Origin of the sequence: Mesorhizobium sp. C372A (assembly GCF_030323245.1) — a bacterium.
Classification (GTDB): Bacteria; Pseudomonadota; Alphaproteobacteria; order Rhizobiales; family Rhizobiaceae; genus Mesorhizobium.
Genome location: NZ_CP100475.1, coordinates 1,345,809 through 1,358,325 on the forward strand (window position 1 = coordinate 1,345,809; position 12,517 = coordinate 1,358,325).

Below are 12,517 nucleotides of genomic sequence, written 5' to 3' on the forward strand. Positions count from 1 at the left end.
GATCAGATCTCCATGCCCAGCATCGAGGCCACTGTGTGCACATCCTTGTCGCCGCGTCCCGACAGATTGACGATGACGATCTGGTCCTTGTCCATATCAGGCACGATCTTCACCGCATGCGCGATGGCGTGCGCGGATTCCAGCGCCGGGATGATGCCTTCGACGCGCGTCGTCAGCTTGAAGGCTTCCAGCGCCTCGTCGTCGAGGATCGGCACATATTCGACGCGGCCGGAATCGCGCAGCCAGGAATGTTCGGGGCCGACGCCCGGATAGTCGAGGCCGGCCGAGATCGAATGGCCGTCCATGATCTGGCCATCGGCGTTCTGCAGGAGATAGGTGCGGTTGCCGTGCAGGACGCCTGGCGCGCCGGCATTCATCGAGGCGCAATGCTCGATGCCGTCGAGGCCGCGGCCGCCGGCTTCGATGCCGATGATGCGGACTTGCCTGTCGTCGAGGAAAGGATGGAACAGGCCGATGGCGTTGGAGCCGCCGCCGACAGCCGCGATGATGGTGTCGGGCAGCCGGCCTTCCTGTTCGAGGATCTGGGCGCGCGCCTCGATGCCGATCACCGACTGGAAGTCGCGCACCAGCTCCGGATAGGGATGCGGACCTGCGGCGGTGCCGATCAGATAATAAGTGTCCTCGACATTGGTGACCCAGTCGCGCAACGCTTCGTTCATGGCGTCCTTCAGCGTGCCGTGACCGGCGGTCACCGGCCGCACTTCGGCGCCGAGCAGCTTCATGCGGAAGACGTTGGGGCTTTGGCGGGCGACATCGGTGGCGCCCATATAAACGACGCAGGGAAAGCCGAAGCGCGCCGCGACCGTGGCTGCGGCAACGCCGTGCTGGCCGGCGCCCGTCTCGGCGATGATGCGCTTCTTGCCCATGCGCTTGGCGAGCAGAATCTGACCGAGGCAATTGTTGATCTTGTGCGAACCGGTGTGGTTCAGGTCCTCGCGCTTGAAATAGACCTTGGCGCCGCCCCCGAGGCCCTTCGCCGAGGAAACCTCACGAAGATGTTTGGTCAGGCCTTCGGCGAAATACAGCTTTGACGGCCGCCCGGCATAGTGGGTCGAGAGGTTGGTCAACTCAGCCTTGAAGTCCGGATCGTTCTTGACCTCGTTCCAGTGCCGCTCGAGGTCGAGGATCAGCGGCATCAGCGTCTCGGCCACGAAGCGGCCCCCGAAGATGCCGAACATGCCCTGTTCGTCGGGTCCCGTGCGGAAGGAATTGGGTGTCGCCGGCTTGTTCATCGCCGATCTCCTGGTCTTGGTTCTGAGCATGTCTTATCGGAAAACCGGTTCCCACTTCTCCGGAACATGCTCGGGTTCGAAAGAAGTGCCTCAGGCAGCGCGGTCGTCGCGCGCGGCCCTGACGGCCCGGAAGAACTGCTCGATCAGCGCCGGATCCTTGACGCCCGGGCCGCTTTCCACCCCCGACGAAATGTCTATCGCGGGCGGATTGGCTGATATCAGGGCGTCGCCGATATTGGCGGCGTTGAGCCCACCGGAAAGCATGTAATCGAGCCCGGCGTCAAGGCCGGCCAGGATGCGCCAGTCAAAGGCGACGCCATTGCCGCCCGGAAGTTGCGAGCCCTTTGGTGGCTTGGCATCGAACATGAAGCGATCGGCAACGCCGATGAACGGCTTTAGCCGCTCGAGATCGGCTACCTCACTGACGGAGAACACCTTCATGACAGGCAGGCCGTAGCGAGCTTTCACCTCGGCCACCCGCTCGGGCGTCTCCGTGCCGTGCAACTGCAGCATGTCGGGGCGCATCTTTTCGACGATCTCGTCCAGGAACGCGTCATCGGCATCGACCGTCACGGCGACCGCCCTGGCCTTGCCGATTGCCGCCTCGCGCAGGCGGCCGGCTGCCGCAGGCTCGACATAGCGCGGGCTTTTAGCAAAGAAGATGAAGCCGACATGGCTGGCGCCGCCGGCCAGGGCCGCGGCCATTGCCTCATCGGTCTTCAATCCACAGATCTTGATATCGAGCGCCATGGCGCGGGGCTTGGCACGAAACCGGCCAAGAGTCGAGAAAAAGCATGCTGTTTGCCGGCAACGCCAAAGGCGCTACCTATTGATGGGAGAAGCAAGGCGGAGCAGACGAATGGCCGACCAGAGCATAGCCGAACTCAGGCAGAAGATCGCGCAAGCGCGCGACGTCATCGCCCATCTGATGCAAAAGGCCGCCTTCGACGGGGCGGAAGCGCACCGGGTCCTGGATTATTTCGGCAGCGATGCGTTCGAGCAGAATTTCCTGCCATGGCCGCGCCATGGCGACGAAGGGCTGCGGCCTGAAGAGCTTAATGCGGCCAATGATGATTGAGCGCGCCGCCGGCGAAGGCTAATCGAACACAATCGCCTGCAATGCCCCACCATTCCGCTTCAGCCAGTCCTTGCAGCGGTCGGTGTCGGGGCAGAGCTGCTCGCACAGTTTCCAGAATTTCGGGCCGTGGTTCATCTCCTTGAGATGCGCCACCTCATGCGCGACCAAGTAGTTTATCACCGGCGTCGGCGCCATCATGATGCGCCATGAGAAGGACAAATTGCCGTCGGAAGTGCAGGAGCCCCAGCGGCTCGACGTGTCCTTGAAGCGGATAGCCTTGGCGCGCTTGCCGATGGCCTCGGTATGCTTGACCACCAGCTTCTCGATGTCCTTCTTGGCCTCGCGCCTGAGGAAATCGGCGATGCGGCGCGGCAAATGTATGCGCTCGCCATGGACGATCAGCAGCGGACCGCGCTCGTCGCGCGACACGGTGACGGTGCCGCGTTTCGACGGTTCGTGGACGATGCGATGCGCGACGCCGCGTATCGGGATCTTGATGCCGGGGCGCACTTGCGGCCGTGTCGGTACCTTGGCCAGACGCTGCTCCAGCCAGCCCTGATGGCGGTGAAGGAATTTCTCCACCTCGCCGCGGCGCAGGCCCGGCGGCACGGTGATGCGCAGCCCCTGGCCGCCCGAATCGATGCGCAGCGTCAGCCGCCGTGCGCGGGCGCTCTCGACGATCCTGAGCGGCAGTGTGCGGCCGGCAACGACGTGCTCTCGCTCTTCGACAGGCGAGGGTTTTGGTTTGGTCAGGTTGCGGAAAAAGCCGAAGGACATGGCTGAACGATACGCGATTCGAGGAAAACGACCAGAACAAAAAAGAAACGGCGCCGCTCGCGCGACGCCGTCCATCATGCCAAGGCCTGTCTTAGAGCGCCGCGCGTCTCTGACGCGCAAAGGACGCTGTAGCACTCTAATTCGGCGCATGAACCTTTCCGAAAATCGGTTTCGATTTTCGGGGTCATGCGCGCAGCCTCAGTCGTCAAGCAGGTTCGGGCCCTTGCGCTTGGGCGTCGCGGGCTTGGCCGTTTCGGCCGAGCCTGTCTTCGCAGGCGCTGTCGACTTGTTGCGGTTGGCCATGAAGCGGTCGAACTCGTCCTGGTCCTTGGCGCGGCGCAATTCGCGGGCGTACTCGTCGAACTCGCTCAGCATCTCATCGAGCTTGCGACGCTCTTCGGCGAGGCGTTCGAGTTCCTTCTCGCGCCAGTCGTCGAAAGCGACATTGCCGGTGCGGGCCGAACCGTGGCCCCAGCGCGCGGCCTTGTCGGAACCGCGGCGGCAGCCGGCGAAGATGCCGTCGGTGGCCCGGTTGACGTCGCGCTTGAAGCCGTCAAGCCGGTCGCCCCAGATGATGTAGGCGAGCATGGCGAAGCCAAGCGGCCAGAACACCATGAAGCCGATCACCATCAGCGCGATGGTCGCCGGCGTCCAGGCCGGGCGGATCAATGCGGATGTGTTCATTTTCTCCCATTCCTTCGGTTGGAGACAGCCAAGAGCGGCTGCGTGGATTCGAAATGGGATGAGAAAAACGGCGATTCAAGACAACGTCCGCCAAAACCGGACAAGGTCCTGAATTGATTATCGCTTTTTGACCGCTTCGAGGAAAAGCACGACCAGGCCGGCGACCAGACCCCAGAAGGCGGCGCCAACGCCGAACAAAGTCAGCCCCGACGCGGTGACAACGAAGGTGACAGTAGCCGCCATGCGCTGGTCCTCGTCCTTGAGCGCGATCGCCAGCGCGTTGGCCAGCGACCCCATCAACGCCAGGCCGGCCACCAGCACGATCAGGCTTTGCGGCAGCACTGCGAAGATCGCCACCAGCGAGGCGCCGAAAACCGCGAAGATCAGATAGGCAAGTGCATAGAAGGGTCCGGTCTTCCAGCGCTCGGCCGGGTCGGGATGGACGTCCGGCCCGGTGCAGATCGCCGCAGAGATCGCGGCCAGATTGGTGGTCGAGCCGCCAAACGGCGCCGACAGCAGCGAGAACAAGCCGGTGACGCCGATCAGCGGGCCGGGTTCGGGGTGATAGCCGGCGGCGCGCAAGACGGCGAGACCCGACAGGTTCTGCGACGCCATGGTGACGAGGTAGAGCGGCAGCGCCAGGCCGATGACAGCTGCGGCGCTGAAATGCGGAGCAATCAGCGTCAGCGTCGACAGTTCCGGTGCCGGCAGTCCGCCGACGCGGCCTGTCAGGAAGGCGGCGATGCCGCCGCCGATCAGCACCGCCAGCACCGACAGCGCCGGGTTGAACAGGCGAATGACGAAGAAGGCCGCGATCAGCGGCAGGATCAACCAGGGGTCGACCGGAATGGTCTTGACGGCATTGAGCGCGAAGGTGACGACGATGCCGGCCAGCATGCCGGACGCGACCGACGTCGGTATCCTTGATATAAGCTGGGTCAGCGGCTTGAACAGGCCGGTGGCGATCAACATTAGGCCGGTGACGATGAAGGCGCCGACCGCATCGGCCATGGTAAAGCCGCTCGATGCCGCCATCAGCGCCAGGCCTGGTGTCGACCAGGCGGTGATGATGGGCATTTTCGTGCGCCAGGACAGCCACAGGCATTCGATCGCCATCGCCACGCACACTGCTGTCACCCAGCTCGCGGTCTCGGCCTGGGTGGCGCCAACCGCCTTGGCGGCGGCAATGACGACGGCGAGCGTGCCGCCGAAGCCGACGATTGCCGCGACAAAGGCGGATATCGGGATGGAAATGCGCATTCTTGCCTACCCCGCCCGCTGAACCATGTCGCCCACCGCCCTCAGCAGCATGTCGAGATCCTGCGGCCGCGACAGGCGGTGGTCGCCGTCGGGAATGAGCGACAAGGTGACGTCGTCGGCTGGCAGCAGCGAGACCAGCTTCAGCGCATGGCTTGCCGGCACGTCGGCGTCGGCCAGACCCTGCAGGATGTGGACGGGGCAATGGGTATCGATCGGCCCGGTCATCACCCGGTTCGCCCTGCCGTCCTCGATCAGCGCGCTTGTGTAGATGTAAGGCTCGGCGGAATAGTCCGAAGGTTCTTCGAAAAAGCCTTTCTCCCGGAGGTCGCGCCTCTGTTCCTCCGTCAGAGCCGGCTCGACCAGCTCGGCGGTGAAATCCGGCGCCGGCGCGAGCAGCACCAGGCCAACCACATTGCTGTCGCCCGCCTTGCGCATTTCCTGCACCATGCGCAGCGCGATCCAGGCGCCCATCGACGAGCCGACCAGGATTTGCTTGCCCTCGGTGAAACGCCGGAAGGCGGCGAGGCTCTCGCCAAGCCATTTCGAGATGGTGCCGTCGGCAAAGGCGCCGCCGGATTCGCCATGGCCGGAATAGTCGTGGCGCAGATATGCGCGGCCTTCCCTGGCCGCCCAATCCGACAACGTTTGCGCCTTCGTGCCCAGCATGTCGGATTTGTAGCCGCCGAGCCAGACGACGCCGGGCGTTGCGCCCGAGGAATGGCGAACCGCGATATCAATGCCGTCGACATCCAGTAGGGTTGGGGTGGTCGCGGTCATGGCTGTGGATCAATCCTGGTTCTGGGGGCCTGATTGTGGGAGCCTGATTTTACTCGCCGGTCTTTTGACACAGGCACAGGCGAGGCGGAAAGTGCTCGCGACATCCTTTGTTTGGTGCAGGCCTGCGATCAGGGTGATTTTCTGTCAGCGCTGTGCTATTGACTCCGCCCGCGCGCTAACCACATTGGCGCGTCCTGAACATTTCTAGATTGAAACCCTGAACGAAACGGCCAAGGAGACCACGACCATTCGCAGACCTTTCAAAGCAGCGGCGCCTACCAAAGATGGCCCGCGCTCCAACCGTGATATCCGGGTTCCCCGGGTCCAACTGATCGACGCCGATGGCCAGAACCGCGGCGATATTTCCATCAACGACGCATTGCTGCTCGCCGAAGAGGCAGGGCTCGATCTGGTCGAGATCTCGCCCAATGCGGTGCCGCCTGTCGTCAAAATTCTCGATCTCGGCAAATTGAAATACGCCAACCAGAAGAAGGCGGCCGAGGCGCGCAAGAACCAGAAGGTCATCGAGATCAAGGAGATCAAGATGCGCCCGAACATCGACAGCCATGACTACGAAACCAAGATGAAGGCCGTGCGGCGCTTCTTCGAGGAAGGTGACAAGGTCAAGCTGACGCTGCGCTTCCGCGGCCGCGAGATGGCGCATATGGAACTCGGCATGCAGCTCCTGAACAAGGTGCGCGAGGAGACGGCTACCATCGCCAAGGTCGAAGCCGAGCCGAAGCTGGAAGGCCGCCAGATGATGATGGTGCTGGCCCCGCGCTAGATCAGTTCGGGCGTTGCGCTCTAAATCCGCCTGAATCCTGTCTCATGGCGTCCCGGCGATCGGCGGGACGCCGATTCTCCTGTCCAGACGCCGCGATCGCCGGCAAAGCTTCTCGACGATCGGATTCCCGACATGGCCAATGAAATCAACCCTGCGCCCATCAAGGAGCTGGGCGGCTACCAGCACATGCGCCGGATGGTGCTTGCGGTGCTGGTGGTGGTGCTGTTTGCGGCACTGCTGTTCGGCCAGTCGACCTTCCCGCCCGATACCCCGGTGCATGAAACGATCGAGATGGTCGGCGTGCTGCTGATCTTCCTTGGCGTCGTCGGCCGCTTGTGGTCGACACTCTATATCGGGGGGCGCAAATCCTCCGAAGTGGTCACCGGCGGACCCTATTCGATCACCCGCAATCCTCTCTACGTGTTCTCGACCGTTGCCGCCGCCGGCGTCGGGGCGCAGATCGGCTCGTTCTCCGGCATCGTCCTGTTTGCGCTTTTGTGCGCCGGCGCCTTCCACATCGTCATCCTGCGCGAGGAACGGTATCTGAAGGAGGTTCTCGGCGCGCCCTACACAGCCTATCTGGCGCGGGTGCCGCGTTTCTTCCCCAAGCTGTCGCTCTACCAGGAAGGCGACACCGGCAGCTTCAAGCCGCGCCTCTTGCTGACCACCTTGCTCGACGGGCTGGTGTTTCTGGTGGCGTTGCCGGTGTTCGAGACCATCGATGGCGCCCAGCAATCGGGTATACTCCCGGTGCTGTTCAGGCTCCCCTAGGTAGGCTGATATTCAGGTGAGGCCGACCTGCAAACGGCCGATCCCTGCGCTTCCGGTGTTCACGTACTTAAGTACGCTCCGCTCCGGTTCTCGGCATCAGCCGTTTTCGGCTCGGCCTGACCTGAATCTCGACCCACCTATCGGAGCCCAGGCTTGCACCGTGAATTAAGACAGAGCGTCGCAGCCGCTCGGGTGTTGCGCGCCAGCCCGCTTTGAAGTATAGGACCGCCGTTCCAAGAAAACCGCCCGGCAGGGCATGCCGTGGCGGTTTCATTTGCTTTTCGGGCTTTTGGTCCGCCCGAAGCGAACAAGAAGCGCGATTGTGCGCCACCAATACGGAGTAGCAAAATGCCCAAGATGAAGACCAAATCGGCCGCCAAGAAGCGGTTCAAGATCACAGGTACGGGTAAAGTCCTGTCGGCTGCGGCCGGCAAGCGTCACGGCATGATCAAGCGTTCCAACAAGTTCATTCGAAATGCCCGCGGCACGATGGTTCTGGCTGAACCGGATGGCAAGAAGGTCATCAAGAATTTTCTGCCGAACGGCCTCTGAGCATTCGGTTTCAGGAACAGCGTTTAAGGAGATCATGACATGGCACGCGTAAAAAGAGGCGTCACCTCGCACGCCAAGCACAAGAAGGTCCTGAAAGCCGCGAAAGGCTTCTACGGCCGCCGCAAGAACACCATTCGCATCGCCAAGCAGGCGGTCGAAAAGTCGATGCAGTATGCGTATCGCGACCGCAAGAACCGCAAGCGCTCGTTCCGCGCGCTGTGGATCCAGCGCATCAACGCCGCGACGCACGAGCATGGCCTGACCTATGGCCGCTTCATCGACGGCCTCAACAAGTCCGGTATCGAGATCGATCGCAAGATCCTGTCCGACATGGCCATCCATGAACCGCAGGCGTTCGCCGCACTCGTGGCCAAGGCCAAGGTCGCGCTCGAATATCTGAAGAACACCACCCCGAATGCTTTTGAAAGCGCTGTCGCCTAAGACCAGCGCTTCCCAGCATTCGCAATTCTGATTGGGGAACCCGCGCTGGCACGGCTGGCGCGGGTTTTTCTTATGGCTGAACTTTCAACTTGAAAGTGACTTTCACCTCAAAGTTGACTCCCAACACAGCGAGTTTGACCGTGAACGACATAGCTACCGGCTTGGATACTCTCGAAAACTCCCTGATGGCCGACGTCGCGTCGGCCGCCGATGAGGCTGCTATCGAAGCCGTGCGCGTCGCGGCTCTCGGCAAAAAGGGGTCGATCTCGGAATTGCTGAAGACACTGGGCGCGATGAGCGCCGAGGAGCGCCAGGTCAAGGGCCCCGCGATCAACGGCCTGAAGAACCGCGTCACCGAAGCGCTGACGACACGCAAGGCCGAGCTGAAGGATGTTGCTGTCACTGCGCGCCTCGCCGCCGAGACGGTCGACGTGACGCTGCCGGTGCGGCAATCGCCGGCCGAGCGCGGCCGCATCCATCCGATCAGCCAGGTCATCGACGAGATCGCGGCGATCTTCGGCGATCTCGGCTTTGCCATCGCAGAAGGTCCCGATGTCGAGAGCGACTATTACAATTTCACCGCGCTGAATTTCCCCGAAGGGCATCCGGCGCGCGAGATGCACGATACCTTCTTTTTCCAGCCGGACGAAAAGGGCGAGCGCAAGCTGTTGCGCACGCACACCTCGCCGGTACAGATCCGCACCATGGAGAAGCAGAAGCCGCCGATCCGCATCGTCATTCCCGGCAAGACCTACCGGCAGGATTCCGACGCTACCCACTCGCCGATGTTCCATCAGGTCGAGGGGCTGGTGATCGACAAATCGGCCAATGTCGCCAACATGAAGTGGGTGCTGGAAGAATTCTGCAAGGCTTTCTTCGAGGTGCCGCAGGTCAAGATGCGCTTCCGGCCGTCCTTCTTCCCGTTCACCGAGCCCAGCCTCGAGGTCGACATCCAGTGCGACCGCTCGCGGCCCGGCGAAGTGCGATTCGGCGAAGGCTCCGACTGGATGGAGATCCTCGGCTGCGGCATGGTCCACCCCAATGTGCTGCGCGCCGGCGGGCTCGATCCCGACGAATATCAGGGCTTTGCCTGGGGCATGGGCATCGACCGCATCGCCATGCTGAAATACGGCATGCCGGACCTGCGCGCCTTCTTCGACGCCGATGTGCGCTGGCTGTCGCATTACGGTTTCAGGCCGCTCGACATGCCGACGCTGTTCGGAGGTCTTTCCGCATGACGGCGCCGCACACGGGTGGCTGCCGCTGCGGCGCGGTACGGTTCGAGGCATCAGTCGAACCGCACCATATCAGCTATTGCCATTGCGGCGATTGCCGGCGCGCCAGCGGCGCGCCGGTGTCGGCCTTTGTCGGCTTCCTGACCGAGCAGGTGGCTTTCACCGGCAAGGCGCTGAAGATGTACGAGAACGGGCCGGTGACGCGCTCGTTCTGCGGCATTTGCGGCTCGCCTATCGCCTATGTCGACGAGCGGCTGGAAGACCACATCTATTTCATGCTGGGCGCCATGGACATGCCGGCCTATTTCCGGCCGACGCACCATGCCTATGTGCGCGAGCAGCTGCCCTTCGTGCATATGCCCGACGACTTGCCGCGCCATTTGAAGACAAGCGTGCCCAGACCCGATGGACAAGGTCCGGGCGGGTACAGACAAAACGGAACATAGTGATGAAACTCACCCTTTCCTGGCTCAAGGATCATCTCGACACCGACGCCTCGCTCGACGAGATCGTCGAGAGGCTGACCTCGATCGGCCTCGAAGTCGAGCATGTCGACGACAAGGCCGGCCTGAAGCCGTTCGTCATCGCCAAGGTGCTGACGGCGGTGCAGCATCCCGACGCCGACCGGCTGCGGGTGCTGACCGTCGACACCGGCAATGGCGCAGCCCCTGTCCAGGTGGTGTGCGGTGCACCGAATGCCCGCGCCGGCCTGATCGGCGCCTTCGCCGCGCCTGGCACGTATGTGCCCGGCATCGACGTGACGCTGACCGTCGGCAAAATCCGCGGCGTCGAAAGCCATGGCATGATGTGCTCCGAGCGCGAGCTGGAACTGTCGGATGAGCATAGCGGCATTATCGACCTGCCGGCCGACGCGCCTGTCGGCACCAGCTTCGCGGCTTACGCGCATCTCGACGATCCGATGATCGAGATCAATCTGACGCCGAACCGGCCGGATGCGACCAGCATTTACGGCGTCGCCCGAGACCTGGCGGCAAGCGGGCTTGGCCGGCTCAAGACCGCGCCGGTCGAAGCGGTCCTTGGCAAAGGTGAAACGCCGGTCAAGGTGACCATCGAGGCGCCGGAGCTCTGCCCCGGCTTCGCGCTGCGCCTGGTGAAAGGCGTGAAGAACGGGCCGTCGCCGAAATGGCTGCAGCAGCGGCTGATCGCCATCGGCTTGCGCCCGATCAGCGCGCTTGTCGACATCACCAACTACGTCACCTTCGACCGTGGCCGGCCGCTGCATGTGTTCGATGCCAAGAAGGTCGCCGGCAATCTCGTCGTGCGCCGCGCACGCGACGGCGAGAAGGTGCTGGCGCTCGACGGGCGCGAATACACGCTGACGCCGCAGATGTACGTGATCGCCGACGACAATGGCGTCGAATCGATCGCCGGTGTCATGGGCGGCGAGCATTCCGGCTGCGACGAGAACACCACGGACGTGCTGATCGAATCCGCTCTTTGGGATCCGATCACCACGGCCCGCACCGGCCGTACGCTCGGCATCATCACCGATGCCCGTTACCGTTTCGAGCGTGGCGTCGACCCGGAATTCATGGTGCCCGGCGTCGAACTGGCGACAAAGCTGGTGCTGGAGTTCTGCGGCGGAGAGCCGACCGAGACGGAGGTGGTCGGCTATGCCGGCTACAAGCCGAAGATCGTTTCCTTCCCGATCTCGGAAGTGAAGCGGCTGACCGGCATCGAGGTGCCGAAGGCGGAAAGCCTCGACATCCTGACCCGCCTCGGCTTCAAGCCGTCAGGCTCGGGCGACGTCGTCGATGTCGCTGTGCCGTCCTGGCGTCCTGACGTCGACGGCAAGGCCGACCTGGTCGAGGAAGTGATGCGCATCCACGGCGTCGACAACATCGCGCCGCAGCCGCTCGGCGCGCATGACGCGGTCAACTCCAAGATACTGACGACGCTGCAGGTTCGCACCCGCACTGCCAAGCGCTCGCTCGCCGTGCGGGGCATGCTGGAGGTTCTCACCTGGTCGTTCATCCCGGCCAAACACGCCGAACTGTTCGGCGGCGGCCAGACGGCGCTGAAGCTCGCCAATCCGATTGCAGCCGACATGTCCGATATGCGGCCCTCGCTGTTGCCCGGCCTGATCGTCGCCGCGCAGCGCAATGCCGACAAGGGCATCGGCGATGTCGCGCTGTTCGAGGTCTCCGGTACCTATGAGGGCGACGGCCCCGACCAGCAGCGGCGCGTTGCCGCCGGTGTGCGCCGCGGCACCGCCAAGCTCGACGGTTCCGGCCGCAGTTGGGCCGGCAATTCCGGCCCGGTCGGCGTGTTCGACGCGAAAGCCGACGCGATTGCAGCGCTGGAAGCCTGCGGCGCGCCGGTCGACAGGCTGCAGATCGAGCCAGGCGGTCCGGCCTGGTATCATCCCGGCCGCTCCGGCACGATCAAGCTCGGCCCGAAGACAGTGCTCGGCACCTTCGGCGAGTTCCACCCGAAGACGCTGGAGGGGTTGGACGTTTCCGGACCGATCTGCGGCTTCGAGGTCTATATCGACGCCGTGCCGGAGCCGAAGGCCAAGCCGACGAAAACCAAGCCGAAGCTGGAGCTGTCCGCATTCCAGGCAGTGAAGCGTGATTTCGCCTTCGTGGTCGACAAGACGATAGAAGCCGGCACGCTGGTGCGCGCGGCACTCGCCGCCGACAAGAAGCTCATCACCGGCGTTTCGGTGTTCGACGTCTTCGAAGGAGCTTCGCTTGGCGCCGCCAAGAAGTCGATCGCCATCGAAGTATCTATCCAGCCGGTTGAAAAGACGCTCACCGACGAAGATTTCGAGGCGCTGGCCAAGCGCGTCGTCGACAATGTCGGCACGCAAACGGGCGGCGTGTTGAGGACGTAGAGCGGCTAACGCCGCCCTACGTATTTCGAGTTCACGCAATTCTTAGGG

Annotated in this window: 14 protein-coding genes; 8 read left to right on the forward strand and 6 right to left on the reverse strand. The window is 63.2% G+C overall.

Annotated elements, in window-relative coordinates:
• Positions 1–2: 2 nt before the first annotated feature.
• Both trpB and NLY42_RS06270 read right to left on the reverse strand, forming a co-directional pair.
• A complete protein-coding gene (gene trpB / locus NLY42_RS06265; RefSeq protein ID WP_023687439.1) occupies positions 3–1,253 on the reverse strand; it encodes a tryptophan synthase subunit beta in 1,251 nt (416 codons plus the stop codon).
• Between the two features lie 90 nt (positions 1,254–1,343).
• Positions 1,344–2,003 (reverse strand): phosphoribosylanthranilate isomerase, encoded by a 660-nt coding sequence (locus tag NLY42_RS06270; protein WP_286461238.1) that lies wholly within the window; start codon positions 2,001–2,003, stop codon positions 1,344–1,346.
• Between the two features lie 109 nt (positions 2,004–2,112).
• On the opposite strand from NLY42_RS06270, the gene NLY42_RS06275 reads away from it, so the two are divergent.
• Positions 2,113–2,331, forward strand: coding sequence for a hypothetical protein (locus tag NLY42_RS06275; protein ID WP_023672288.1), 219 nt, complete (start codon positions 2,113–2,115; stop codon positions 2,329–2,331).
• Between the two features lie 18 nt (positions 2,332–2,349).
• On the opposite strand, the gene NLY42_RS06280 is transcribed toward NLY42_RS06275, so the two are convergent.
• From NLY42_RS06280 to NLY42_RS06295, 4 genes are all read right to left on the reverse strand, one after another.
• Positions 2,350–3,108, reverse strand: a complete 759-nt coding sequence (locus NLY42_RS06280) for a M48 family metallopeptidase (RefSeq protein ID WP_023681391.1) — start codon at positions 3,106–3,108, stop codon at positions 2,350–2,352.
• A 198-nt stretch (positions 3,109–3,306) separates the two neighbouring features.
• Positions 3,307–3,792, reverse strand: coding sequence for a DUF2852 domain-containing protein (locus NLY42_RS06285; protein WP_023672286.1), 486 nt, complete (start codon positions 3,790–3,792; stop codon positions 3,307–3,309).
• Positions 3,793–3,909: 117 nt separating this feature from the next.
• Positions 3,910–5,052 carry a benzoate/H(+) symporter BenE family transporter gene (locus NLY42_RS06290; RefSeq protein WP_023672285.1) on the reverse strand — a complete coding sequence of 381 codons (1,143 nt, stop codon included), beginning with the start codon at positions 5,050–5,052 and terminating at the stop codon, positions 3,910–3,912.
• 6 nt (positions 5,053–5,058) lie between these two features.
• Positions 5,059–5,829: an alpha/beta hydrolase gene (locus NLY42_RS06295; protein ID WP_023744912.1), complete on the reverse strand. Its 771-nt coding sequence runs from the start codon at positions 5,827–5,829 to the stop codon at positions 5,059–5,061.
• A gap of 247 nt (positions 5,830–6,076) precedes the next feature.
• Between NLY42_RS06295 and infC the strand changes: the two genes are divergently transcribed.
• The 7 genes from infC to pheT all read left to right on the forward strand — a co-directional run bounded on the left by infC (position 6,077) and on the right by pheT (position 12,469).
• Complete coding sequence (gene infC, locus NLY42_RS06300) at positions 6,077–6,613, forward strand: translation initiation factor IF-3 (protein WP_023744911.1); 537 nt, start codon at positions 6,077–6,079, stop codon at positions 6,611–6,613.
• Between the two features lie 132 nt (positions 6,614–6,745).
• A complete protein-coding gene (locus NLY42_RS06305) occupies positions 6,746–7,384 on the forward strand; it encodes a methyltransferase family protein (RefSeq protein WP_023755491.1) in 639 nt (212 codons plus the stop codon).
• Positions 7,385–7,732: 348 nt separating this feature from the next.
• The gene (gene rpmI, locus NLY42_RS06310; RefSeq protein ID WP_006201248.1) at positions 7,733–7,936 is read left to right on the forward strand and encodes a 50S ribosomal protein L35; all 204 of its coding nucleotides are present in this window, start codon (positions 7,733–7,735) and stop codon (positions 7,934–7,936) included.
• Positions 7,937–7,975: 39 nt separating this feature from the next.
• Positions 7,976–8,377, forward strand: coding sequence for a 50S ribosomal protein L20 (rplT, locus tag NLY42_RS06315; RefSeq protein WP_023672281.1), 402 nt, complete (start codon positions 7,976–7,978; stop codon positions 8,375–8,377).
• Positions 8,378–8,562: 185 nt separating this feature from the next.
• Entirely contained in the window at positions 8,563–9,615 is a 1,053-nt protein-coding gene (pheS, locus tag NLY42_RS06320; RefSeq protein WP_032891898.1) for a phenylalanine--tRNA ligase subunit alpha, read from the forward strand.
• A complete protein-coding gene (locus NLY42_RS06325; protein WP_023696009.1) occupies positions 9,612–10,058 on the forward strand; it encodes a GFA family protein in 447 nt (148 codons plus the stop codon). The genes pheS and NLY42_RS06325 overlap by 4 nt, the downstream gene beginning before the upstream one ends.
• A 2-nt stretch (positions 10,059–10,060) precedes the next feature.
• Positions 10,061–12,469, forward strand: coding sequence for a phenylalanine--tRNA ligase subunit beta (gene pheT / locus NLY42_RS06330; RefSeq protein WP_023756494.1), 2,409 nt, complete (start codon positions 10,061–10,063; stop codon positions 12,467–12,469).
• Positions 12,470–12,517 lie beyond the last annotated feature (48 nt).